Here is a 24939-nt window from a genome sequence, read left to right as displayed (position 1 = left end):
TTAGATCAAACGCTCTATCTCATGGAGATCCAACGACGCCCTCCAAAACCCAGAGCTGGCGGTAGCGAGGAGGCATCCAAGCCTCCTTCCTATAAAGGTTTAGTCTTCACGCTGAGCCACCAAGGCAGCTTCGAGCAGTGGTTACGCCAAGTGCTGTCTAACGTGCGGCACGTAGAAGGTGTTGTCCAAAAACTAGTTGGTCACTGCCCAGGATTCGCCGATACGTTCAAGCACCCTAAATCCAAAAAGGAACAGATACCCTGCGAAGCCTCTGTGTTAAATGCTTTTAGCAAGGTCAGTATTGGTCGCAGTGACTTAGCATAGGTACTATTTGCCACCTTTATGAGTAGCGGTGTCTGTTTTGTCGCTAAGAGCAACCTGTACACCCCGTGTGCAGGTTGCTCTTCTGACGAAGAGCCGATACGGCCATCCCTTCAGTGGCGGGCGAGGATCTTCGCTGCGATGGGCGAAGTGATCATTTGAATCACGGCAAAAAAAGCGGCTGGAATCGCGATCTCTGATGGCAAGCCGGAAACAGCGACAAACGCTGCAGCGATGCTGAATTCCTTTTTACTGACCGTGAAAAGATAGGTAATCACCTCTTTGCGATCAGAGGTGAGTAACCGTGAGGACATACCTACCAGGTACCCAATCAAATTGAGGCACAGGGCCGCGCCCGCAATCACAAACGCATACCAGCCATAGCCAATGATCGTGGTGGCATTCGGCCCGACCACGGCGAGTAGGATCAGCAGATACAGAATCGACCCTATCCCTGCATACGCTGAATCATGCCGTGCAAAGAAAGCCGAGAACTTTGTACGCAAGCTGACCCCAATCACGGTAGGAAGAAGCACGATTAGTGTTAATTCAAGAATAATTGATCCAAGCGGCACGTCTAACTGAAGGCCGGTGAGCCATAAAAACAGGAAGGGAACAATAAACGGACATAACGCGGTGTTGACTGCGTTGAAAACAGCGGCAAGCGCCACATTGCCTTTTGCCATCAGTACCAAAAGAGGAGAGGACACATCTGTCGGCAGCGTGCCGAGCAAGGTTTGGCCAGCAGCCAGCGGGCCGCTTCCAAAAAATAGACGGCCCGTTAGCCACCCGGCAATCGACATAGGCCCATAGACCAGCCCCAATGCCAACAACTGCCGTGACGGCTTTCGGAACACGATGCGCACTGCATGCGCATCGAATGTGAGGCTGATAATCAACATCAGTAATGCCAGTAATGGCCCAATCGCGAACTTAAGCATTATTCCGGTGGCCGGAAAGAGTAAGCCTCCCCCCGCGACGACGATTACAAACCAGACAAGGTGCGCCTCGACAAAATAAATGAATCTACCCATGGTGGATTAGACGTTACCGGTTGAAGTGGATTGAGCCCCGCACCTAAAACATGATCACCTTCGGCCCAGCGCGCCATGGCTCGCTTGGTAGCTAGGGACGTGCTTCCCAATCCAGCGATGCAAATAGATAATGCTCAAGGGTTGAAGCTTTAGTTGCTAGAGGTTTTATAGTACCAAGAACAGATAATTCGAGAGAAGGTAACAGATGGGACATCATCATGATCATCCCCACATTGATCCTGCCTCTGGCGACCGGCGCGTCAGCATCTCCATTTGGGCCAATGGGCTCTTAACCATCGCTCAAATCGTCGGTGGCATTATGGCGGGGAGCCTATCGCTGATCGCTGATGCGTTACATAACTTTTCTGACATGGCAGCATTAGTCATTGCCTTTGCTGCTCGTAAAATCGCCAGACGGCCTGCCGATGTGCATATGACCTTTGGCTATGGCCGCATCGAGATAGTGGCAGCACTCATCAATTACACCACCCTCATTATTGTCGGTGTCTACCTGATTTACGAAGGCGCTATGCGGATGGTCGATCCCCCTGAGATAGAGGGATGGACGATCGTGATTATTGGTGGCGTCGCGCTCGTCGTCGATGCCCTTACCGCCATGCTCACGTGGTCAATGCAAAAAGAGAGTGTCAATATCCGCGCCCTTTTTCTGCATAACTTATCGGATGCGTTTGCCTCCATCGCCGTGATTATCGGTGGTTCGCTTATTTTACTGTACGACATGCGCTGGGTAGACCCCGCGATCACGATAGGGATTGCGCTATATATTCTTTACCTAGCCTTCTCTGAAATTGGCGGCCCTATCCGTACGCTAATGCTGGGATCTCCCCCGGACATTGACGGGCAGGCAGTCGTTGAGACCGTACGAGATATCGAGGGAGTCCAGGATATTCACCATGTGCATCTATGGCAGATGCAGGAAAACATGGCAGCCCTTGACTGCCACGTGGTTCTGACAGAAACCGGCTGGCAGCAGCTTGAATCCGTCAAAGCAGAGATCAAGGAGCAGCTTATAAATGCGCTTCAGTATTGCTCATTCCAGCCTAGAGTTTGAGCATAGTGACCACGCGCATCAAAATGCCAATCTATATGGGCATGAGTGACAGACCGAGGCCGGCTCCCAGCTCAGGTAGATAGCGAGCAGCTTACTCCCATAGCGATTGGCTTATTTTTCAACCCTACTTTTCCACCCCATCGTTGAGACAGAGAGAGAAACATGTTCAAAAAAGCGTCTTTTATATTGGCCGGTACGTTAATGCTGACCGCTGCGATCGTCGCCGTATCGAAGCCTGCCCTCTTAGACATGCAAGCTCAGGCAGCAAAAGAGAGCGGTGTCCAGGCCGAGGACTCCTTGGTGCGTTCACACTCCCCCATCTTGGGACGAGAAGACGCGCCGGTGACGATTGTGGAATTCTTCGATCCGGCTTGCGAAGCCTGCCGTGCTTTCTATCCCCTGACAAAAAGTATTCTGGAAACCTACCCAGAAAAAGTGCGGCTCATCGTGCGCTACACTCCTTTCCACGGCGACGTATCGGACAAGGCCATTCGGGTATTAGAAGTTGCTCGTCGTCAGGGCGTCTTTGAACCGGTACTGGAGAGGCTGCTGGCTCGCCAGGATCAATGGGCTTCACATGGCAGTTTTGATGAATCCGCTATCCTCGATATCGCGAGCCAAGGAGGCCTTGATTTAGCGGCTGCCGAAGAGCAACTGACTTCTGCTGAGGTGCAGGCGGTGATTGACCAAGACATGGCGGATGTCAGAGCCAATCAGATTCGCCAAACACCTACCTTTTTTGTCAATGGCGAGCCTTTAGACCCCTTTGGTATGCAAGAGCTGATTGATGCCGTCGAGAGTGAAGTAGCGGAGATCTCTGGGGAAGAGGATGGCCAGTGATGCAGCGCTGGTGGTTACTAGGCTTGGTGGGCTTTTACCCCTTGCTAGCCGAAGCCAATTGGCAAACGCATCTGTCATTGCCTCCGTCTGAACTTAGCCCTGTCAAGTTACAGGCGGCTAGCGAGCAAGAAGGCACATTACCGCTCGATAGCGTTGATACCCTAACCTTTGGGCGTGATGTCGTCATTAATACCACTCTCTACGAGGCCTTGGCAGCAGAAGGTGTCCCAACGCGTTTCGCCACTAAACTGGAAACACTGCTCAGCGAGTTTATAGCAGCGCCGCTGGAGTTTTCTGGCAGTGAACGTATTCAATTAGTGTGGGAGGAAGATCGACGCCAGGACGGCGCCCGTGTTGGGCCACCACGCCTCAGTTATGCCGCTCTGCCTGATCAGGCAGAGCCCTTGGAGGTCATATGGCCGGTCACCCAAAAGGGGGACGTAGCTCTTTTCAAAAGCGACACACTGCTAGGCACGTTGCGGTTGCCCGTGCTTAGTGCCCGCTTAACGTCTCGCTTTGGGAATCGGCGACATCCTGTGTATGGAGGGATGCGTCCTCATAATGGAATTGACTTGGCTGCGCCGACAGGAACGCCGGTCATTGCCACCGCACCTGGGCGCGTATTCTTTATGGGTCGCCAAGGGGGATATGGGCAGGTGATCGAGGTGGAGCACGACACAGGGGCCATTAGTCGCTACACACACCTTAGCCGATTCTCCCCACAGCTAGTGGTTGGGGATTTAGTCAATGCGGGAGAGTCGCTCGGAGAGGTAGGTTCCTCCGGGGTCGCCACGGGCCCCAACCTGCATTACGAAGTGAGAGTCAATAACCAGCCTGTTGATCCCCTTGGTCAAGGTCAACGCATCATGTTGGGTGAGCAGCCGACTCAAGGTGAATATCAAGCGTCACTTTACGAGGCAAGAGATCGCTTGGAACAAGCTATCGGCACGGCGTCCATTTATGACTTGATCTCGTTTAACGAGCCGTAACCACCCGTGCTTAGCAACGTTGCATGGATTGTTAGTAACGTGAACGTGTGCTTGCCTCGTTATGGAATCCTAGCGCTGTGATCACTCATCTACCACAAGACAGGTAATCGGTATGGAAGAGGTTTCTCTCGTCACCATGGGGGTATTGGGAAGCCTTGCCGCGGGCTTGATGACGGCTGTCGGGGCGCTTCCTGTCTTGTTTACCAAAAGACCGAATCGTGGTGTTCGCGATTTAGCGTTGGGGTTCGCCGCTGGCGTCATGCTAGCGGCCTCTTTCTTCTCACTGATCATACCCTCCTTAGAAGCCTCGGAGCTGCGTTACGGAGGTAGCGTGGTACCTGCTGCCATTGCCTGTGCGGCCATCTTGCTAGGGATTGGAATGGTCGCACTACTGAACGAACTCTTACCTCATGAGCACTTCGAACAGGGGCGAGAAGGGCCAGAGGCTGCCTCACTACGTCGTATCTGGTTGTTTATTATTGCCATTACGATACACAACCTGCCAGAAGGGCTGGCCGTTGGCGTGGCCTTCGGCGCAGGGGGAAGCGAAGGAGGCATTCCACTAGCGATTGGCATTGGACTTCAGAATGCCCCAGAAGGACTGGCCGTAGCAGTATCACTGCTAGGCGTGGGCTATTCACGTTGGCGGTCATGGACGATTGCCGCCCTTACGGGGCTTGTTGAGCCGTTGGGTGGCTTATTAGGCGCTGGAGTCATCAGCATGTCACAAGCGCTACTGCCCTGGGGGTTGGCCTTTGCAGCGGGGGCGATGTTGTATGTGATCAGTCATGAGATTATTCCCGAAACTCATCGAAGCGGGCACCAAAAAAGGCCACGCTGGGCCTCTCTATCGGATTGGTACTCATGCTGTTTTTGGATGTTTCGCTGGGCTAACCATTGGGCGTGGGGCGTAGCGTTAGTGCTAACCTAAGTCGTGAGCCCCTCCGTGCGATTTTTCAGTGATACAGAGCTGATGATCACTGATGACCTCAATGATTCGGCAGCTTTCCACTTTACCACCGGCACACTGCGTGACCATCCGTTGAAGCTCCTCACGCAGTATGGACAGTCGTTGAAGGCGGGACTCCACTTTCTTTAGGTGATGCGTGGCGATGGCATCGACTTCTTGGCAAGGCATATCAGGTTGATCTGACATGGCCAAAAGCTCTCGCACTGACTCCACCGAAAAGCCAAAGTCTCGGGCATGACGAATAAAGGTCAAGCGCCGCACAGCGTCGTCTCCATAGCGGCGCTGCCCCCCACCGGTTCGTGTCGCATCGCGCAACAGCCCAATACGCTCGTAATAGCGAACCGTTTCAGGTTTGCAATCGGCTCGTCGTGCTAACTCACCAATGCTGATACTTTGGCCGATCATCGACATGGTAAAACTCCTTAGGCAGGGCTTGAAGCTGTAGTTGCTACAAGGTTTACACTTAAAAACCATAGCCCATTGGCAGGAGAGGCACCATGAAAACATCAACGCCGACAACAGCGCCTACCACCTTGACGCTGCGTGTTGAAGGCATGGACTGCGGCGGTTGTGAGCGCAAGGTTGTATCGGCGCTAGAGCGACTGGAAGGCATTGAGGAAGTCACGGCAAGCTCGGTCACGGGATCAGTGAAGATTCACCACCACGATCACGGGGCCCCCTCGCGAAAGACCATTGAGGGCATCCTGAACGAACTAGGCTATCAAGTGGCTTCCCATGATGGCCAAACACGCGCATCTGGTGCTTCATCCTCTTGGTGGCAAACCGCTAAAGGGCGCTTGGTCATTATCACAGGAAATCTGCTGATAGTGGCCTTCGCGCTTCGTTTAGCATGGCCTGCGCTGGGTAATATGCCTTTCATTTTGGCCACGCTAGTCGGCTTAATACCCATTGCGCAGAGTGCCTGGGGCGCCCTCAAAATGCGCAATCCCTTTACCATCGAGATGCTGATGTGCATCGCTGCGCTTGGCGCATTGGCCATCAATGCTGCCGCTGAAGCTGCGATGGTCGTGTTCTTGTTCGCCGTAGGTGAGCTACTCGAAGGGGTAGCTGCTTCACGAGCGCGCCGCAGTATCTCAGCCTTGGCAAATTTAACACCCTCAACGGCGAGGCTGATGGACAATGGCCAGCTGCGTGACGTCTCGGCGGAGTCACTTAAACCCGGGCAGCGTGTGCTGGTGCGGCCCGGTGATCGCGTACCCTGCGATGGACGCATCCTGGTGGGCACCTCCGACATTGACGAGTCGCCGGTAAACGGCGAGTCCATACCCCGTTCGCGAGCGCCTGGTGATGACATTTTTGCTGGCACAGTGAATCTTGATGCCGCCCTGGAGGTGGAGGTAACACGAGGCGCTGATGACAATACGATCGCTCGCGTTATTCGTCTGGTTGAAGAAGCACAGGCCGCCAAGGCACCGATAGCACGCTTTATTGATCGTTTTGCGTATTACTATATGCCCGCCGTCGTCTTACTCGCCCTACTGATGGCGATAGTGCCACCGCTGGTATCGACCATGGCATGGTCGGAGTCGATTTACCGTGCGTTAGCATTGCTGTTAATCGCATGCCCCTGCGCGTTGGTCATTTCTACCCCAGCCGCCATCGCCGCAGGTCTCTCGGCGGGCGCTCGGCGCGGACTACTGATCAAAGGGGGAGCCGTTCTTGAACAGTTAGGTAAGCTTCGCTTGGTGGCATTAGATAAAACGGGCACCCTCACTGCGGGTACCCCAAGAGTCACAGATGTGGAGTCTTGGATTGCTGAGGAAGACGATAACAGCGTATTGCGGCTCGCCGCCGCAATAGAGCGGGATTCCAGTCACCCTATCGCCACGGCTATCGTTGAGCATGCCAGACAGTCGGGCATCAACCTCCCCACCGTCACTGGCAGCCGCGCTCTGGCGGGGCGCGGTGTTTCCGGCCAGGTGGAGGGTCGCGAGCTGAGCTTAATGACGCCTCGTCACCTTCACGAGAAAGTCATCCTTGAGGAAAGTCTCAGTGCTCGAATTGTCGCGTTAGAAGAAGCCGGTAAGAGCCTCGCTCTCCTCGTCGAAGGCGAGCGTTTACTGGGCTTGATCGCGGTTCGCGATGAGCCACGCGAAGATGCCATTGAAGGCCTAGCGGCGCTATCCCGTTTAGGCGTACAGGCGGTCATGCTCAGCGGTGATAATGCCCGCACCGTCGCTGCCACGGGGGGTCGCTTAGGCATTGAAGCGTACGGCGAACTAATGCCTGAAGACAAGGCAGCGTATGTTCGAGACTGGCAAGCGGCAGGCCGTGGCCCCATCGGTAAAGTAGGTGATGGCATCAACGATGCACCGGCACTCGCGGCAGCAGATGTGGGTATCGCGATGGGGGGTGGCACGGATGTGGCGTTGGAAACCGCCGATGCAGCCTTGCTCAAGAACCGCGTTACCGGCATCGCTGAGCTGATAGACCTCTCTCGTGCCACGCTGCGCAATGTGAAAACCAACGTTGTTCTCGCCCTTGGCTTAAAAGCCATTTTCCTAGTTACAACGGCGCTGGGTATTACCGGCATGTGGATTGCGGTGATGGCCGATACCGGTGCTACCGTCCTGGTGACGTTGAACGCCATGCGACTGCTGGGTTACCGCTTTTCGCCCAGTACCGCAATGACAGGCCTGTCACAAGGAAAAACAACGTCATGAGAACAGCGCCAAACGATAGCCCTTCACGTCGCTGGCCATGGTTCACATTAGCTTGCGTGATGGCTCTAGCCGATCAACTGGTCAAGGAAATTGTGCATGCCCAGATGTCGTTTGGCCAAGTCATTCCGCTAACGCCGTTTTTTAACTGGGTTTATACCGGGAACACAGGAGCCGCTTTCAGCTTTCTCGCAGAAGCAGGGGGTTGGCAGCGCTACCTCTTTCTTGGTTTAGCGTTGGTGGTGGTCGTCGTATTGGTTGTGCAGCTATGCAAACCCCTGTCGCGCTTGGAGGCCTGTGCGTACAGCCTGATTCTTGGCGGCGCGCTCGGTAATACTATTGATCGCTTAGCGCGAGGGTACGTCGTCGACTATCTGGACATTTACTGGGGCGAATGGCATTGGCCCGCCTTTAACATGGCCGATATCGCGCTATTTGCCGGTGTATTGATGTTCGCGGTGGCGTTATGGCGTGAAAGTCCTGCTTTTAAGCGCTCTGAGTAACGCTATGGATGTGGTCGATAAAGATAAAGAATATACGCTTTTTGCTGGGCGCTCCTCACCAATAGTCGATTGCGTTGTAGCGCTCGCCGCTGGGGTGCTGACCACCTTGAGTGCCGCCCCCTTTTCCCTATGGTGGCTTGGCCCAGTGAGCGTGGCACTGGTCTATTGGAGAATAGCGTCGCTAACGCCCGCCATGGCCACCCTGCGTGGGTGGTGCTATGGGGTAGGCCTGTTCGGTTCAGGCACGTCGTGGGTCTTCGTTGCTATTCACGATTTCAGTGGCACCGGGGCCTTGGTGGCGATGCTCCTCACCACTCTTTTTGTCAGCGTCCTGGCGCTCTTCTTTGCAGTCCCCTTTGGGCTCTATCGACGCATCACGGGGCCACGGTTCGCCTTTCTTAGCTTTGCCGGTATGTGGGTGGTGAGCGAATGGCTACGCACTTGGATGCTCACCGGCTTTCCCTGGTTATTGCTGGGCACCTCTCAGATTGATTCTCCACTAGCCCCATGGGCGCCCGTTGGTGGTGTGTACTTGCTGTCACTCATGACCGCGCTGACAGGTACGTTAGGGGTAGAGGTACTGCGTCGCCGCTGGAGTTTCCTTGTCCCAATGGCCGCCTTGTGGATCGTTCCATTCCTATTGCCCGCCCAATGGACAACCCCGGCTGGCAAGCCCATCCGGGTGGCATTGCTGCAAGGGAATCTTGACCAGCGCATTAAGTGGACTGCCCAAGGGCAGCGCGAAGCGATCAGTATCTACACGACGATGACACGGGAGCAAGCAAGGGATATCGATCTCATCGTTTGGCCTGAGGCAGCCCTTCCCATGCTTGAGCAGGAAGCACAGCAAATACTTGAGCAAGTAGCGTCCGACCTGGGGCCTGACACCGCCTTGTTGACCGGCATTTTGCAACGCGACAGTGAAGGGCGCTCTTATAACAGCGTCATAGGGCTAAATGATGTGCAGGGCGAATACCAGAAGGCGCACTTGGTGCCCTTTGGCGAGTATTTGCCATTCCAAAGTCTCCTCGCTGGCACCCTTGCTTTTTTCGACTTGCCAGTACCTCGCCTGACCCCAGGGTCAGGCGAACAGGCTCCGTTACACGTGGCTGGAGCCACCATTGGCAATGCCATTTGTTACGAAATCATTTTTGCCGACCATGTCGCCCAACAGGCGCGTAATGCCGAGCTGCTATTAACGGTTTCCAACGATACGTGGTTTGGGCGCTCCATTGGCCCACACCAACATCTTCAAATGGCGCGTCTACGTGCCTTAGAAAATGGTCGTCACCTACTTCGAGCTACCAGTAATGGCGTGACGGCCATCATCGATTCACAAGGTCACGTCACAGCCCGTGCCCCACAGTTTGAACAGGCCAGTTTAACGGGCGAGGTGACCCCGATGCAGGGCCTAACTCCTTTCACACGCACCGGTAGTGGCCCCGCTTGGATACTCGCTGCGGTGCTGACACTGCTCGGGTTACAACTGAACTTATCTCGATCAAAAAACGACGCATTAGATGAAAAAGGAACCTAGCGATGCTCTTGGCAAAGAACGCAGCAATACTTAAGAGATTCCTCCCATGGCCAATGCAGATCGGCTTCATCGTGAGTGTGATGGTTTCGTTTCTGGCATGGCTCCCTGTCGCCATGGCGGCACAACCTTCCACTGCCCAGGAGACGGAATGGCCCAAGGGGCATTACCCGCTACCTGAGGAAGGCAATATTATCGGAGAGGCTGACACCTTCATCGTGAAGAATTACGAGGATACTCTGATTGATATTGCCAGACGTCACAACCTTGGCTACCAGGAGATTGTACGTGCTAACCCAGAGGTCAGTATTTGGGTGCCCGGAGTGGGTACTGAAGTAACCATTCCAGGACGCTTCATCCTGCCGAATGTCGAGCGTACTGGGGTCGTCATCAATATCGCCGAGCTGCGGCTTTACTACTACCCAGATGTCAAAACCGGTGAGACACCGCGCGTTGAGACCTATCCTATCGGCATCGGTCGCGAAGGTTTGATACACCCCTTGGTGTGACCGAGACCACCATGAACATTAAAAACCCCGCATGGTACCCGCCTGAGTCGGTAAAACGTGAAGCGGAAGCACGCGGCGAAACCGCACCAAGCGTTGTACCGCCCGGCCCCGATAACCCGCTAGGAGACCATGCCATCATCCTAGGCTTCGATGGCTATTTGATTCACGGCACCAACCAGCCCGATGGCATTGGCATGCGCGCAAGCCGAGGTTGTATCCGCATGTTACCCAAAGACATCGAATCTATATTTGACCGCATTCCACCCGGCACCCAAGTCAACATCATCAATCAGCCGATCAAGATAGGTTGGGAAGGCGGTCAGCCGCTGATTCAAGCCTTTCCGCCGCTTGGAGAAGAAGAGCACAGTATGACCGCACTCACAGAGACCATGACACGCCTTAACCAATACAATGTCGATAACGTAAACCTCGATTACGAGCAGCTCAGCGATGTCCTGTCACTCTCTAACGGGCTTATAACCCCACTACATCCAAAGCAGGAACAGGAGCCACAGCGCCACAGCCCAGAAGAGAAGGCTATCAAGGGCATTTATGAAGACCTGGTTTTGACGTCATCTCAACGGTCATGACACGCCTTTTGGCACCCCGTTGAGCCCTGGCATATAGGTAGAGAGCCATAGCCCCGTCCAAACGGCGGGGCGACATTCGCCTACAGAGTCGCGGGGCCCTCCAAGTGACTGCGCGCTATCAGTGTCTTAGCACTCAATATCCAGAGGCAGCCAGTAGGTAACGCCACCCACTACCACCTGTATCCCGTCTGTCGTCCGCTCTACGGTCTGTTGTCGAAGCATTTTCTGCGTTAATTTTGTGTCATGGAAATACTCCATGGCAGCAACGATCCATGCCTCCCTCCAGGCCTCTCCTTGATCAGCACACCGGGCCATCGTCATCAGGGTGCGGGCTAGTGTTTCTTTTCGCCGCTTTCTTGCCCGTTTTACATCCACCCGAGGAGCCAACGTGGTGGCATGTTGGCGATTTAAGAAATTAGTAAACCCCGTGACCGAGGCTGCTTGTCCGGGCACCGCATGCAAATAGTTGTCCACATCGCCCTGTTGAGGCAGTCGCTGCCCCTCCCGGTCAGTAGCGAGTAGCAATGCGGCTGCCGCTCTTAGTGCAAGTCGTGCGGAGGTGTGGGACGTTTTGCCCGCCTCTATACGGGTTTCCAATTGCAGCCAATAGGCTTGCAGCACTTGGTCTGATAGCGAAGCGAACGGCATAGAACTGAGACACGCTTGAATACGTCTTTTCTCTGAGTCGATCCGCTTTGCTTGGTGATCCGGCTCTACCCCTTGCTCTTCATGCAACCATCGCATGGGAAGCCTCACACGCCGCAAGCCCTCCGCCCCGAAGTGATGAAGTAGCTCCGAATAGCTCGGTATCCGTGACCATGCCTGGTCGAGCTCAAGGAAGAACGAGAAGAAATGATTGATCTTGAGGGCAGCCTTATGCGGCCCAGTGATACGAATCAGCCATTCACCAAATTCCCCAAAGGCCTCACTTAACGCTTTGGTAGTGATACCGGCTTGGCCAATGGTGATGCGTTTACGGCATGTTCGCGTCCAATAGCAGGGCTCACAGGCATCACCTCGACCCGCTGGCATGGGATTACCACACGATGGGCAGGCAATTTCCCCTTGCTCATTACAGGCTTTGCACAACGCATCCCCGTTGGGTGCCACCACCAATAAACGATGTCGACGACATGCAGAACAGGTACCGTGGTCTGCTGTCGAACAGCGTGGACATAAGCGATGATCATGCCCCATACGCGCCACTCGGGTAAGACGTTGAGATGCTTTCCCACACGCCTCGCAGGGCTCTGGTTCTTTGAAATAGGGAGCGCAGGCGATACAGACAGGGCCGTAGGGAGTGACCTTGCCGATGTTGTAGTCTGAACTGGCTTTTCCACATCGTGCACACGGTTTGTCAACGTTGCACTGACGACAGACGGCGTCTGGGTCATTCTTAGGCAGACGGGCTAACTCACCACATCGTGGGCACATCCGCCGCTTAAACACACGAGCATAGCAAGTTGAACAGTAGCCGTGCCCTTTATGGCGTCGCCACAATTTGGAGACTTCTCGGCCACACTCATCGCAGTCGACCGTTTGGTGTTGATTCAAGAGGTTGGCTCCGCTTTCATTCTGCGTTTTAAACGCGCCCATGAGGCTCTAACAGCGCGTTCCGACATGGGGCGACAAGCCGGGGGAACACGGCGGCGATGCGGCCCATGAGGGTGGTGAGATAACCGTGATAGCAGCGGCAACAACACAACGGGGGGCGACCTTCGGGGATCATGAAGCGCGCTCGTTTTGACATTGCACGCGACCAGAACGCTGAACGTTTCTTCAAGGCCCATACTGAGCAAGCGTTCCAACGCTACCAATAAGGCACTACGCTCGCTGACAGCCAGCAGCTCAAACGCCAGGCCAGACACAGGCATTCGGCAATCCGTAACCGAAATGCCCAATGAAAGAAGCGCATCGGCCAGGGGTGACACAGGCCGCCGACTTGCACGCCGTATAACGCCAATAAAAAAGGCCACCATAGAAAACCAATCGGCGGGTGCGATAGAGGCCTGCCTAAACGTCACCTTATCCTGTTCTAACACACGATCAGCCATCACTTGAACACTGAACGCTTCAGGTAAAGGCGACGTGCATACCGCCTTTCTAAAATCGTTATGACACCGGCTGCATTGAGCTAAATGTTGATCTTCCGCTGTCAGGCGATGGGGCTCTATAGGGGCCTTGCATGCTGGGCACTCATCTACCAGCTGCACCCCATGAAAGCGGCACCCAGTGTGCCAAGCGAATCGCCAGTGCCGGCGCAAGTAGGGGGTTGAGTCCTCTGCCAAGCACAACGTGCATACCTGTTGTCCTCCATGGCGGGTTCGATTTCGGCTGCCGAGTGCCAACAACCAGGGCCAAGTCCGGGTTTCCGGTAACGAGTAACCGACCACTTTCTCACAATCGTCCCGCATCCCCGCTTTCTGAAACTTAGCGGAAGATATCCCCGAGGCATTCACTAATGGGCGCATTCTTGCGAGGGGTATTTCCCTATCAATGTCCCTCGTCCATATACGCCATGTTGGCCAAATAGCCCCGGTGAGCGACAAAGGATCACACCCCTGTCGCAACGCCGCCCGAACGAGCCATGATGAAAGGGACTCCTCAGGCAGCAGGGGCACACTCAGCGCCCAGGTCATTACAGCATCACTTCCCTAATGCCACGGGTGGGCCGCACCCATGATTTACTCTGAATAATTTTCTCATCGATGCACTCAGCTCCAGACAAAATAGCGGCATTTGCACACTCAATCAGCAGCCGGTGCAGGTCACCCAAATTACCGCCAGAAATCGCGTGGAGCTGGGTCGCCAATTGGGGCTCATGCAGTTGGGAAGGATGTTTGAGAGGTAATATCTTCTCAAAGCCAGCGAGCAGCTTCTGAAACTCCTGATTGAGCTCCCACTTTGGTAACGCGACCACATCAAAGCGACTCGCATGCTGTGGGTCTGAATGCAGCACACGCACAGCATCTTGCGTCCCCACACCAACGATGGGAATCATTAGCTCATTGCATAAAAGCTTAATGGCATTCATCGTTTCGCGCTGCTTAACAGCACCACCGGTTAACAGAGAGTGAAACTCATCGATGATCAGTAAGCGCGTATGGCAAGCACGCAGTTGATGAATCACCTGGTAGCGCAGCTTGGGAACAGGATCTGTAGGCCGGTAGGGAGCCCAGAAACTCTCTAGCACTGCGATATACAGACTTTTCTCATCGGCACTCGGGGGAGCCTGAGTGACAACAACAGGCTTCACGGGCTCTACGTCTTCATTCACGTAGCCTTCACCGTACTGCTTACGAAACTTGTCTTTCCGTTGTTGGAGTCACCCACGAGCAAGAGGTTAGGCATACGAGGACGACTGGGCTTCTCCATCAACCCACGCATGACCTCAATGACACGATTGGCCAATGGATAGCCCAACCAGCGCGGTTGATCCATAAACTCCATTCGCTCTTTAGCGGACAGCCCCAAGACGTGACGAAGATCAGGATGAAGGTGTGTGCTCATGCTATGTCCCAGTTCACATCGATATCACCCGTTAAAAGACCGTCCCCTTGAGCGGGTGTCTCTTTAGGGGCCGCAGTTGAGGGCGCATGTAAAAGGGGATCTGCAGGCGTCACCTTCTTCTCATGCTCTTTACGTCGTTGTGCCTGACGGCGACTTCGCTTAGTACGTGCTTGCGACTCCTCCACATGGGTTCGCAGCTCACTAATAGCGCGTAGAATTTCAGTCTCATTGACCGAGTTTCTTCCTTCCTGCCGAAGGCGCGCTTTAGCTTGGGCATACTCCCAAACACTCATCGAGGGGAGGGCAAGATTGGCAAAGGGCACGCGAAAATAGTGCCCGAGCTCCGGGTCTTTGAACCAAATGACACTAATGTCGCGAGGGTCGCGCCGGAAAACAAAGGTGCGTTTCTTGTCTGGCATGTCTGGATCTTTGGCATTGATCCAAGGTCTTAGCGCTTCATCGTAATAGTTTATGCCATCGATGGTCACACCAAAGGTCTGGATCGTACGCTGAAAGCTGGGCAAAAAATCGAGCAATACAGAGAGCCTGTCAGCAGGCCTCGGCGCTAATCCCACTCCCTGCACATCCGCATTGCCAAACACACCAATTTCCCACTTTTTCATCGGCGACATACCAATCCCAGAATGAAGGCGCTGGTGGTAAACCTTGCAAATCAACGTCACCAGCCACTCTTCAAACTCGCTTTTCGTCATGGCCGCGTGCTTCTCTGGATCGTATCCCTCTTTCTCTTTAATGGAGGAGAAGGTCGTCCCAGGCAGGTTATGGATTTCCTTTAGAAGAGAGCCCAGTACCCGCTCAATGTGGCCACCATAACGAGGCTGCTTAACAGGCCGAAACTCAAGGTTGACCCCATAGGCTAGGCATGAGCGCCGAAACGTCTCAGAGCGAAAATCTGGGCCGTTATCGACATGAATCGTGGCGGGTGTGCCCCATACCGGCCACTCAGCCTCCACATTATGCAGTAGCAACCACTCATCTTTAGGAAGCATGGAGTGCGCCACACACATGCCGACAGATGTTTCAGAGGGCGGGTCAAACGACAAGTAATACCCCGTGACCATGCGAGTAAACACGTCCATGGCCAACGTAATCCATGGGCGACCAATCGGCTTGCGATACACGTCATCGACCAAAATAATATCGGCAGGCGTGTGGTCAATCTGCATAACGGCTAACGGATAGTCCGCATTGGGAAATTTTCCGGCAGCCGGCTGGAACTTGTTAATGGCTTTGTCTCTAAAACCATGGCCACGCAACCGGTCACGCTCTGGGATATCACGCAGACGAGCACGAACGGTACCAGGGCTCGGCGGGTCGATGCGCCGTTCATGGCAGCGCCGCATGACTTCCTGTACCGCTTTTTGTGCGGACGGACGCTGCAGCGTCAAATACACCTCTTTGATGACTTCCTGAATCACTGCCTCGGCATGCGCGGGAATACGCGACTTTCCCTTCTTCCACCCTGGCTTTTGAGGAATCAATGCGAGCACCGAGCCCGTCGCTTTATACCGCTTCAACCAACGGTAGATCGTAGCCGTATCAACCCCCGTTTGTTTCGCACGCTCCTCCGCTGCATCCCGCCCCACCGTATGGCGATCCACCAAGGGCTTAATGATGGAAAAGCGATGCTCGGCCTCCCGCCAATCGGCATCCCCAATCTCGGACATATCCTGCTCAGGGGATACGGACCCGCTATTGAGAGGCGCTAGTTCTTTGATGCGAAGCGGGCAACTACGCCCGGACTCAACGGCAATGCCAATGACTGTCTCAAAATCGAGCACCTGGGAAATTCGGTAAACGGTGCCATCTTTCTGAACCTGCTCACCCACCATAATCTGCAAGTGTTGGCGTGTTTGGGCGACGCCGTTATTGGGTTCAGTTGCGCTGCCACGATGGTTATTCATAATCGGGTACCCATACCTCCGATAGAGGACTGAAGGATTGGGCCATATCGCAATCTAACTGCCGAGTCGCCAGTAGATGCCATAAATGCGCAATCCCCTCTGCCCGGTAAATATCGCCCATAAAGTGCCGAGAAAGCAGGTAATCCAAGGTCGCCACCCCCATTTCCCTCACCGTGTTGAGGACTGCCTGGCTTTCGACAGAGGGAAACACCATCCGCTTGTAGCGCGCTAGGAAGGTAATGTTGTCCAAGGTCTTATCACGAATGCGGCTTTCATCATGAATGCGAAACGCCCAGCCCTCATTGTTGGCATGCCGTATCGCCGCCTTCCATTTAGGCGACCATTCACGCCAATGTGCTTGCCACTTTTCCCGTGGTTTGACCTCCACCAGGAGAGGTTTTGGGTAATCCCTGTAATGACGGTTACCGAGACGGTAATAAACCAAATAGTCAGGTGTGTAGGTGTAGCGCCTACCGGTCACGGGATGATGAAACGGGATCTCGCACGGCTGGGATATCACACCAAGGACGCTCACATCAAAGTCAGCCTTGATGAGGAAATCACGTTCGAGCGTCGACTCGAACGCAATAGACTCCTCCCCGCGAAAGGCATAGTAGCCAGACACACTTCGTCGGGTAGGGCCGATTTTACGAACGGATGTAGGCAGTGGCATGGGCAGTCGCACCAAATGTTGAATAAAACAAGACCTGTCGCATCAATTGCTATTAATTCTGTCGCACTCAATCCTGTACAGACTACCATAATAGCCCGATATTACGCCCTGAGGGTCGCACTAATTGCTGAAAATGACAAGCAGTGCCCAGGCCAGGCTGGCCAGCGCCACCAGGTTCTGCAGCGTCGTGAAACGGCGTGCCTGGACACCCTCTAGGTCGAACCCCTGCTTGGTGAACCGGTACCCCTCCTCGCAGGCCCAGCGATCCAGGTAAGCCTGAATCATCCGCTCGCCTTGGCGGCGACCACGCACCGGGCGCGTCGTCACCAGCACCAGGCGCTCCGACTTCTCATGATCGACAACGATCATCCACAGCGGCGTCTCCGGATGCTCCCGCAGTGTGACCTTGGTGATGCCGAACCGCACCGGGATATGCTGCCCACGGCGCAAGTGGCCGCGGTGCTTCAGTGGCAGATCTCGGGCAATCTGCTGCGACGTCTTGGCGGTATCTCGCCACTGCCAGAAGCGCTGATTGGCGGCCCGGACCAGCACATGACGCTCGGCGCGCAGCCAGGCATCCCACAGCCGCCCTCGATCGCCGCCACGATCGATGACCCACAGTGGCCGGCCCTCCACATGGCGCTGCACGGTATCCATCACGCTCAGGATATCGGTGTTTTCACTGCGGTAGCCGCCGCGAGCCGGCGATAGCAGCCGCGTGAGCAGTGGCCAGGTGGTGCCCCGCTTCAGGTCGCGTGCCACCACGCTGATCAGCGGATAACCGCCGACGATCTCGCCGGTATCACCGTCGCGAACGCGGGTTCGGTATTCACTGGTCGGGGCGCCATCCCGGTTCAGGTCGCCCGGATCGATGGCCAGCACCATGTCATCGGTGATATAGGGCGTGATCCGCTGGAGCTGCAGTTGCTCCGCGGCCCAGGCAAGCTCGCTGTGCCGGGACAGCATGCGCGACAACCGCTTCTGCGTGTGGTGTAGCCGACAGGGTTCCTTCAAGGCGCGGGCGATCTCGGCCTGGCGCAAACTACCGCTGGCCAGGATGCCAAAGAGCGTTTCTGCCGCCAGCTTCACGACGGGTCGAGCGAGGTGATCCGACAGGTCGTCACACCAGTCGATCAGGCGAGCTTTCCATTTGGCGCGGTCTTTGGCATCTTGAAGCATCGGGGCTTTCCTTTTGGTTCATGGTGTTAGGGGTAACAACATGATACCGGCGGGAAAGCCCCGATCTCGTTGATAGCACTGAAATTTTCAACGCTATTCAGGCAGTTACAGCACCACCTGTGGAAAAGTGGGGAGACGCTAGGCCTAAGGTACGTTACCCTTGGGGGAGTCCACTTGATAAGGAGTGCTCATGGATTGGAATCCGGCCTACACCTGGCTAGTCATCGCGCTGCTGCTCAGTCTCGGCGAGCTGACCTCTGGCGCCATGGTCCTCCTGGCGCTGGGCATCGCCGCCGCCTTGACCGCCGCCGTCACCGCGCTGGGGCTGACACTGCCCTGGCAACTGCTCAGCATGGGCATCTTCGCGGGTATTCTGGTGCCCGTGGGCGTGATGGTGATTCGCCCGCGCTTTTCGCCCAAGGGGGTCGCCTACGGCACCACCGGTACCGGTGTGGAAAAGAACCAACACTATGTCACCCTGACCCGCGACTTCGATAATGCCACCGGCATCAAGGTCAATGGCGACTTCTATCGACTACGCGTGCTGGAGAGCGGAGCCACCGAGCTGCCCTCCGGCACTCCGGTGGTGTTCAAACGTTTCGAGGGCACCACCGCCCTGGTCATGCTGACCCCTGCCAGCAACCCGGTTCCCCAGGACAACCATTCGCAACGCAAGGAGCTTTAACCATGGATCTACCCATCAGCCCAGGCCTGTTGATCAGCCTGATCATCGTGGTCATCGGTATTCTGATCATTTCCAAGGGCTTGGTGATCGTTCGCCAATCGGAAGTCATGGTGATCGAGCGGCTAGGCTCGTTTCACCGGGTGCTGGAGAGCGGCATCAACATCATCATTCCCTTTATCGAGCAGCCCCGCGCCATCACCATGATTCGCTACAAGAAAATGGGCGAGGAGTACCACCCCATCACCAGCGATGAAATTCGTATCGACCGTCGGGAAACCGTCATGGACTTCCCGGGCCAGCCGGTCGTGACCACCGACAACGTCACGGTGCGGATCAACGGCGCGCTCTACTATCAGATCATCGACCCCAAGCGAGCAGTCTATGAGGTCGAGAACATGAGCCAGGCCGTGGAGGTACTGGCCAAGACCACGCTGCGTTCGGTGGTCGGCAAGATGGAGCTGGATAAGCTGTTCGAATCCCGGGCCGAGGTGAACAACGAGATTCAGGCTGCCATGGAAGAGCCTGCTTCCAAGTGGGGGGTCAAGATCTCCCGGGTCGAAGTTCAGGACATCGCCATGCCGGAAGAGGTAGAGTCGGCCATGCGCCTGCAAATGGCTGCCGAGCGTAAACGTCGTGCAACGGTCACCGAAGCCGAGGGCGAAAAATCAGCCGCCATTGCCATGGCCCAGGGCCAGCGTGAATCCGCCATCTTGAATGCCCAGGGCGATAAAGAGTCGGCCATTCTGCGCGCCCAGGGCGAGCAGGAGTCCATCAAGCTGGTGCTCAGCGCCATTGGCGATAGCGAAGAGAACAAGCGCACGGTGGTGGGTTACCTGCTTGGCCAAAGCTATATCAAAGTGCTGCCCACCATGGCGAAAGACGGCGAGCGCGTGTTTGTGCCTTACGAGTCTTCTGCTCTGCTGGGTTCCATGGGGATGTTCCGTGAAATGGCAGGCTCCCCGGAAGACACCGTGGCCAACCATCTGGATCACGCCAATTCTCGTCAGGGCGGCTTCCGCAGTGGCATCGTGGGGGGCGCTGCTGGCGGCCAATCGTAGCCATACCCGCGAGGCCAGCGTCAGCGCTGGCCTCGTCTGTTCTCTTTTCTCTTTTCTCTCTTCTCCTCTAACGCCCCAGCCGGGTCAGCCCTCGTGGCGCCGAAATGCGAAAGAACCGCTCGACCACCTCACTGGCCCCCGCTGGAGTGACCAGCGACACGGCAAAAAAGAGCGGCAGATTGACCATCAGCCCCCAGAACCCGGCATGGATCCCCAACGGGTGTGGCCACACGGCGGTGAATGCCACCGTTACCATGAAGCCCGCCATGATGCCCGCCATGACACCCAGCTTCGACGCTCTGGGCCAAAAGAACATGCCGATGAACGCAGGCAGCACTTGAGAAGCAAACCCCAGCCCCACCAGCAGAATCATCACCAGGCTTCCCGGCTCGGCAATCGCCAGCGGCGCAATCAGCAAGAACATGATGGGTAGAATCAAAAGCCGCGCCAACTGGGCGGTGGTGCCCTCCGAGAGCTTGAAAAGCGGCTGCAGCACGTCTTTGCTCACCGAGAGAGAAACCGAGTGAATGAATGGCTCGCTGGAGGACATGGAGGCTGCCAGAGTGCCCGCGCCCAGCAGCCCCACCAGCACCACGGGCAAGTGCTGCATGGCGTATTCCAGCACCACGGTATCTGCCCGCGCCAGCTCCGGCAGCGAGAAAATACCGATGAACCCCACCACCACCATGGGCAGAATCACCACGTAATAGGTAGGCAGCCACGTTGCGCTACGGCGAATGGTACGTGCGGAGGAGGCGCTCATCCACTGCGTCCAGACGGGGGGCATGAACGACAGCATCGACACGATGATCGAAGTGCTCCAGAAACGAAAACTCATATCGCCGCCCGCACCGGGCAGCGTCAAAAATTCGGGATGCTCGGCGGCGATGCGTTCAAACACCCTGGCAACACTCAGCCCGCCGGTGGCGCTGTGTACGGCCCATAAGCCTACTGCCCAGGCCACCGCCAGCATCAGAACACCCTGGAACGCGTTAGTGCGGCCAATCGCTCGCTGCCCGCTGGCGTAGAGATATACGGCAATGCAGGCCAGCACCAACAGCACGCCTAGCCAAACAGGAATCTGCCCGCCGCTCATCACGAATAGAATATAAGCTGAGCCAATCGTTTGTAGCACCGCGTAGGCCACGGAGCCTACCGCCATGACCAGCGCGGAGAGCGCCCCTAGCGCAGGGCTTTGATAACGGTCAGCAATGGCGCTTGCCTGCGTCACATGGCCAAACTGCTCGCCGAACTGCCACACCTTCGGCCCGAAGTACCACGCCACCAGCGCTAAATAGGCTAAATAAACCGCCACATAAAATACCGCCACGCCCTTGGAATAGGCCCAGCCCGGTGCGCCCATGAAGGTGTAAGCACTCACACTGCCCGCCGCGATCAGCAGGTACAGCGTGACAGGCCCCATACTGCGCCCAGCCACGCCCCACTCTTCTAGCGTATTCATAGAGCGCCCCGCCCGTGCGCGAAGGCCGATCAACATCGCGGTGGCCACGTATAACAGCGTGATCACTAACGGCCAGGCACTATTCATGGTCGTCTCGCTCTACGATGCGATTGCCCACCAGCATGACCGCTACGCAAGAGAGGATGATCACATAGCTCCACACCACCAGCAGCGGCAGTCCCATCACCAGCGTGGCCCGGTTCACCCAACCAATCACTGGCCAAATACCGGCCAATACTAGCGCTACAAAGGCAATGAAAAGCCCCCAGCCCGCCCAGGACGTGGGCAGCACAAAAGTACGTCGCATGTCATATCCATCATGATGAAAGGAAGTCGTTAAGTCGTTCATGATGAAGATTTTAATGCTTTCCGACGCCTATTTCCCTCGGGTGAACGGCGTGTCGACGTCGATCGAAAGCTTTCGGGGGGCGCTGGAACGAGGATACCCAGGCGGAAGCTCTAGTCCGCCTGTATCACTCTCTGTGTCCCAATGCATGGGGGTCATCACCCGCCTGATGGCCAAGCCGACTATCGAGAAATCTCCTGCCGTACGATTGCCGCGCCAGCGCTCAGCGCCTTCAGCTTACCCTGGGCGACTTCACGAGGCAGGGGCGTCATACCGCAGTTGGTGCAGGGGTAGAGCTTGTCGGCATCGACGAACTGCAGCGCCTTGCGCAGCGTGTCGGCGACCTCTTCCGGCGTCTCGATGGCGTGGGTGGCCACGTCGATGGCCCCAACCATCACCTTCTTGCCGCGAATCAGCTCGATCAGCTCCATGGGCACGTGGGAGTTCTGGCACTCCAGCGAAACGATGTCGATGTTCGACGCCTGCAGCTTGGGGAAGATCTCTTCGTACTGGCGCCACTCCGACCCCAGCGTCTTCTTCCAATCGGTGTTGGCCTTGATGCCGTAGCCGTAGCAGATATGCACGGCGGTCTCGCACTCGACCCCTTCGATAGCTTTCTCCAGGGCGGCGATGCCCCAGTCGTTCACCTCATCGAAGAAAACGTTGAAGGCGGGCTCATCGAACTGAATGATGTCCACGCCAGCCGCTGCCAGGTCGCGGGCTTCCTGGTTGAGGATCTTGGCGAACTCCCAGGCCAGCTTTTCGCGGCTCTTGTAGTGGCCATCATATAGGGTGTCGACCATGGTCATGGGCCCGGGCAGCGCCCACTTGATGGGCTGGTCGGTCTGCTGACGCAGGAATTTGGCATCGTCCACGAAGACCGGTTTTTCCCGCGAGACGGGGCCCACCACCGAAGGCACGCTGGCCTCGTAGCGATCACGGATCTTGACCGTCTTGCGCTGCTCGAAATCGACACCTTTGAGATGCTCGATGAACGTCGTCACGAAGTGCTGGCGGGTTTGCTCGCCATCGCTGACGATGTCGATGCCTGCCTGACGCTGATCGTGCAGGCACGCCCGCAGCGCATCCTGCTTGCCTTCCGCCAGCTCGTCGCCCTGCAGTTTCCAGGGGGACCAGAGCGTTTCGGGCTCGGCCAGCCAGGCGGGCTTGGGCAAACTACCGGCGGTCGAGGTGGGCAACAGTGTCTTCATAAGAAATAACCTTCATGATGAGGGGTTCAAAGGGCGTAATCGGCCGACCACTTGTCGAGTATTTGGCGGAAGGGCTTGATGAAATACTGCTCGGTAAAGCGCCCCTGCTCGATGGCCAGTTGGCTGCGCTCTTCACGGTCGTACACGATGCGCGTCAGCGAGTAGTCCTGATGCTTCAGGCTAGGCTGATAGAGCTTGCCTGCCGCCGAGTTGGCGTTATAGATCTCGGGGCGGTAAATCTTCTGAAACGTCTCCATGGTGCTGATGGCGCTGATCAGTTCGAGGTCGGTGTAATCGGCCAGCAGGTCGCCGGAGAAATAGAACGCCAATGGCGCCACGCTATGGGGCGGCATGAAGTAGCGCACCTGCAGGCCCATCTTGGCGAAGTAGAAATCCGTGAGCGACGGCTCGTCGTTGACGTACTCGACGCCCAGCACGGGGTGGCGATTTTCCGTCTGGCGATACACCTTGCTGTGGGACACGCTCAGGCAGATGACCGGCGCCTTGCTGAACGATGCGCGGTAGGCGTCGGAGTGAATGAAACGCTTGAACAGCTTGCCATGCAGGTCGCCAAACCCTTCCGGGATGCCAAACTCCGAGCGCTCCTGATTGTGCTCGGCCAGCCACACGCTGAAGTCGTAGTCGCGAACGTAGGAAGAGAAGTTGTTTCCCATCATGCCTTCGATGCGCTTGTCGAGATGCTGATCGATGATGGTCGTCTTCAGCATTTCAATCGCGGGGAAGGCATCGCTCGCGTTTGCCATGTTCAGCTCGCCGGTGATGATATCTAGCTCGACGGCATAGCGATCCGCCTTGGGGTTATCCCAGTGCGCCAGGGTATTGAACCGGTTGTTGATCATGGTCAGCGCATTGCGCAGGTTTTCCTGGCAGCGCTCCCCTCTCGCCAGATTGGCGAAGTTAGTCGTGGTACGCGTGCTCTCGGCAGGACGGTAGTTTTCGTCGAACCGGACGCTCTTGATATCGAAGGTAAAGTCGTAGCTCATCGCGAACAAACACCCTGTTGGTCGAGATTGGCGACGGCGCCGCAATGCAGCTCAGCGCTCGATGCCATGTTTGACGTTTCGATACACGGGCGTTAGCGCCACGTCATCGAAAAGGATGTGTTCTTTATGCCAGACCCACCACATGAATGAAAAGCGACATTAATTCAACTCATCATGAGAAAACCTCATGATGAGCTGTTTGGCAGGGCGCTTACCCCTGTTGAAACGGATACACCGAGCCAATGTTCAGCAGCTGCGTCAGCTCATCCAGCGCGGTGAGGACTTCCGTGGCGAGCTGCGGGTCGGCCAGGTCATCGGTGGCGAGGCGGTCGCGGTAGTGGCGGCTCACCCAGGCGGTGAGGTCGTTATAGAGCGCATCGTCGAGCAGCACTCGACCGCTTAGGGCTGCGCGCTCGGCGTCGCTGAGCACCACGCGCAGGCGCAGGCAGGCGGGGCCGCCGCCGTTGCGCATGCTCTGCTTCACGTCCTTGACGATCACTTCGCCAATGGGATTATTGCCTGCCAGGATGAAGTCCTGCAGCGTGCGCCACACGGCTTCCCGCTCCTGACACTCGCTGGGCACCACCAGGGTCATGGTGCCATCCGGGTTGGAAAGCAGCTGGGAGTTGAACAGGTACGACGCCACCGCGTCTTCCATGCTCACCGCTTCCGCCGGGACACGAATGGGAATCAGCGGCGTACTCATTTTGGCACGTAGCTCGTCCAGGGTCCGCGCCTCGTCCAGAAACGCCATTTCGTGGTAGAGCAGCACCGAGCCGTTGCCCACGGCAATCACATCGTTGTGGAACACGCCCGCATCGATGGCCTCCGGGTGCTGCTGGG

The 24939-nt window shown here is 56.2% G+C and carries 22 protein-coding genes and 2 pseudogenes; 11 read left to right on the top strand and 13 right to left on the bottom strand.

What is annotated here, in order from left to right:
* Positions 1-324, top strand: a 324-nt coding sequence (locus tag B7L71_RS17485; protein ID WP_212636766.1) for a hypothetical protein, incomplete at its 5' end; no start/stop codon positions are given.
* 110 nt (positions 325-434) lie between these two features.
* Here B7L71_RS17485 and B7L71_RS15770 read toward each other — a convergent pair.
* A complete protein-coding gene (locus B7L71_RS15770; RefSeq protein WP_039175778.1) occupies positions 435-1355 on the bottom strand; it encodes a bile acid:sodium symporter family protein in 921 nt (306 codons plus the stop codon).
* 205 nt (positions 1356-1560) lie between these two features.
* Between B7L71_RS15770 and B7L71_RS15765 the strand changes: the two genes are divergently transcribed.
* The 4 genes from B7L71_RS15765 (at position 1561) to B7L71_RS15750 (ending at position 5187) form a co-directional block, all read left to right on the top strand.
* Entirely contained in the window at positions 1561-2427 is an 867-nt protein-coding gene (locus B7L71_RS15765) for a cation diffusion facilitator family transporter (RefSeq protein WP_227407729.1), read from the top strand.
* 162 nt (positions 2428-2589) lie between these two features.
* Positions 2590-3267 carry a DsbA family protein gene (locus tag B7L71_RS15760; protein ID WP_022521292.1) on the top strand — a complete coding sequence of 226 codons (678 nt, stop codon included), beginning with the start codon at positions 2590-2592 and terminating at the stop codon, positions 3265-3267.
* Entirely contained in the window at positions 3267-4256 is a 990-nt protein-coding gene (locus B7L71_RS15755; protein WP_052196326.1) for a M23 family metallopeptidase, read from the top strand. Before B7L71_RS15760 ends, B7L71_RS15755 begins: the two co-directional genes overlap by 1 nt.
* A gap of 112 nt (positions 4257-4368) precedes the next feature.
* Complete coding sequence (locus tag B7L71_RS15750; RefSeq protein ID WP_249273285.1) at positions 4369-5187, top strand: ZIP family metal transporter; 819 nt, start codon at positions 4369-4371, stop codon at positions 5185-5187.
* Here B7L71_RS15750 and B7L71_RS15745 read toward each other — a convergent pair.
* Positions 5179-5637, bottom strand: coding sequence for a MerR family transcriptional regulator (locus B7L71_RS15745; protein ID WP_022521290.1), 459 nt, complete (start codon positions 5635-5637; stop codon positions 5179-5181). The two genes, B7L71_RS15750 and B7L71_RS15745, sit on opposite strands and share 9 nt — an antisense overlap.
* An 86-nt stretch (positions 5638-5723) precedes the next feature.
* On the opposite strand from B7L71_RS15745, the gene B7L71_RS15740 reads away from it, so the two are divergent.
* The 4 genes and pseudogenes from B7L71_RS15740 to B7L71_RS15725 all read left to right on the top strand — a co-directional run bounded on the left by B7L71_RS15740 (position 5724) and on the right by B7L71_RS15725 (position 11043).
* Complete coding sequence (locus tag B7L71_RS15740; protein WP_016916427.1) at positions 5724-7910, top strand: heavy metal translocating P-type ATPase; 2187 nt, start codon at positions 5724-5726, stop codon at positions 7908-7910.
* Positions 7907-8410, top strand: coding sequence for a signal peptidase II (gene lspA, locus B7L71_RS15735; protein ID WP_081139054.1), 504 nt, complete (start codon positions 7907-7909; stop codon positions 8408-8410). The genes B7L71_RS15740 and lspA overlap by 4 nt, the downstream gene beginning before the upstream one ends.
* A 4-nt stretch (positions 8411-8414) precedes the next feature.
* The gene (gene lnt / locus B7L71_RS15730; protein ID WP_016916425.1) at positions 8415-9947 is read left to right on the top strand and encodes an apolipoprotein N-acyltransferase; all 1533 of its coding nucleotides are present in this window, start codon (positions 8415-8417) and stop codon (positions 9945-9947) included.
* A 53-nt stretch (positions 9948-10000) separates the two neighbouring features.
* A pseudogene (locus B7L71_RS15725) lies at positions 10001-11043 on the top strand (L,D-transpeptidase family protein).
* Positions 11044-11169: 126 nt separating this feature from the next.
* Here B7L71_RS15725 and B7L71_RS15720 read toward each other — a convergent pair.
* The 6 genes and pseudogenes from B7L71_RS15720 to B7L71_RS15695 all read right to left on the bottom strand — a co-directional run bounded on the left by B7L71_RS15720 (position 11170) and on the right by B7L71_RS15695 (position 18330).
* Positions 11170-11787: a hypothetical protein gene (locus tag B7L71_RS15720; RefSeq protein ID WP_232068200.1), complete on the bottom strand. Its 618-nt coding sequence runs from the start codon at positions 11785-11787 to the stop codon at positions 11170-11172.
* A gap of 806 nt (positions 11788-12593) precedes the next feature.
* A complete protein-coding gene (locus B7L71_RS18075; protein ID WP_081139052.1) occupies positions 12594-13682 on the bottom strand; it encodes a TniQ family protein in 1089 nt (362 codons plus the stop codon).
* Positions 13682-14484, bottom strand: a pseudogene (locus tag B7L71_RS15710) (TniB family NTP-binding protein). The gene B7L71_RS18075 and the pseudogene B7L71_RS15710 overlap by 1 nt, the downstream one beginning before the upstream one ends.
* A 65-nt stretch (positions 14485-14549) precedes the next feature.
* Entirely contained in the window at positions 14550-16478 is a 1929-nt protein-coding gene (locus B7L71_RS15705) for a Mu transposase C-terminal domain-containing protein (protein WP_016916422.1), read from the bottom strand.
* Complete coding sequence (locus tag B7L71_RS15700; RefSeq protein WP_022521280.1) at positions 16471-17151, bottom strand: heteromeric transposase endonuclease subunit TnsA; 681 nt, start codon at positions 17149-17151, stop codon at positions 16471-16473. The genes B7L71_RS15705 and B7L71_RS15700 overlap by 8 nt, the downstream gene beginning before the upstream one ends.
* 120 nt (positions 17152-17271) lie before the next feature.
* Positions 17272-18330 (bottom strand): transposase, encoded by a 1059-nt coding sequence (locus B7L71_RS15695; RefSeq protein ID WP_016916420.1) that lies wholly within the window; start codon positions 18328-18330, stop codon positions 17272-17274.
* A gap of 190 nt (positions 18331-18520) precedes the next feature.
* Between B7L71_RS15695 and B7L71_RS15690 the strand changes: the two genes are divergently transcribed.
* Together B7L71_RS15690 and B7L71_RS15685 are read left to right on the top strand one after the other, a co-directional pair.
* Positions 18521-19015, top strand: coding sequence for an NfeD family protein (locus tag B7L71_RS15690; RefSeq protein ID WP_016916419.1), 495 nt, complete (start codon positions 18521-18523; stop codon positions 19013-19015).
* A 2-nt stretch (positions 19016-19017) separates the two neighbouring features.
* On the top strand, positions 19018-20073 hold the full coding sequence (locus B7L71_RS15685; protein ID WP_039175769.1) for an SPFH domain-containing protein: 1056 nt from the start codon (positions 19018-19020) through the stop codon (positions 20071-20073).
* 67 nt (positions 20074-20140) lie between these two features.
* Here the strand turns inward: B7L71_RS15685 and B7L71_RS15680 are convergent, their stop codons facing one another.
* The 5 genes from B7L71_RS15680 to B7L71_RS15660 form a co-directional block, all read right to left on the bottom strand.
* A complete protein-coding gene (locus B7L71_RS15680) occupies positions 20141-21622 on the bottom strand; it encodes a sodium:solute symporter family protein (RefSeq protein ID WP_081139051.1) in 1482 nt (493 codons plus the stop codon).
* Positions 21615-21842 (bottom strand): hypothetical protein, encoded by a 228-nt coding sequence (locus B7L71_RS15675; protein WP_081139049.1) that lies wholly within the window; start codon positions 21840-21842, stop codon positions 21615-21617. The genes B7L71_RS15680 and B7L71_RS15675 overlap by 8 nt, the downstream gene beginning before the upstream one ends.
* A gap of 221 nt (positions 21843-22063) precedes the next feature.
* Positions 22064-23092, bottom strand: a complete 1029-nt coding sequence (locus B7L71_RS15670) for a methionine synthase (RefSeq protein WP_081139048.1) — start codon at positions 23090-23092, stop codon at positions 22064-22066.
* A 26-nt stretch (positions 23093-23118) separates the two neighbouring features.
* Positions 23119-24096, bottom strand: coding sequence for a DUF1852 domain-containing protein (locus B7L71_RS15665; protein WP_081139046.1), 978 nt, complete (start codon positions 24094-24096; stop codon positions 23119-23121).
* A gap of 211 nt (positions 24097-24307) precedes the next feature.
* Positions 24308-24939 (bottom strand): N-succinylarginine dihydrolase (locus tag B7L71_RS15660; RefSeq protein ID WP_170919520.1); only part of this gene is annotated, 632 nt, incomplete at its 5' end.

Source organism: Halomonas sp. BC2, assembly GCF_002078115.1.
In the GTDB taxonomy this organism is placed as follows: Bacteria; Pseudomonadota; Gammaproteobacteria; order Pseudomonadales; family Halomonadaceae; genus Vreelandella; species Vreelandella stevensii.
This window is presented reverse-complemented; position numbering and strand designations above follow the sequence as displayed.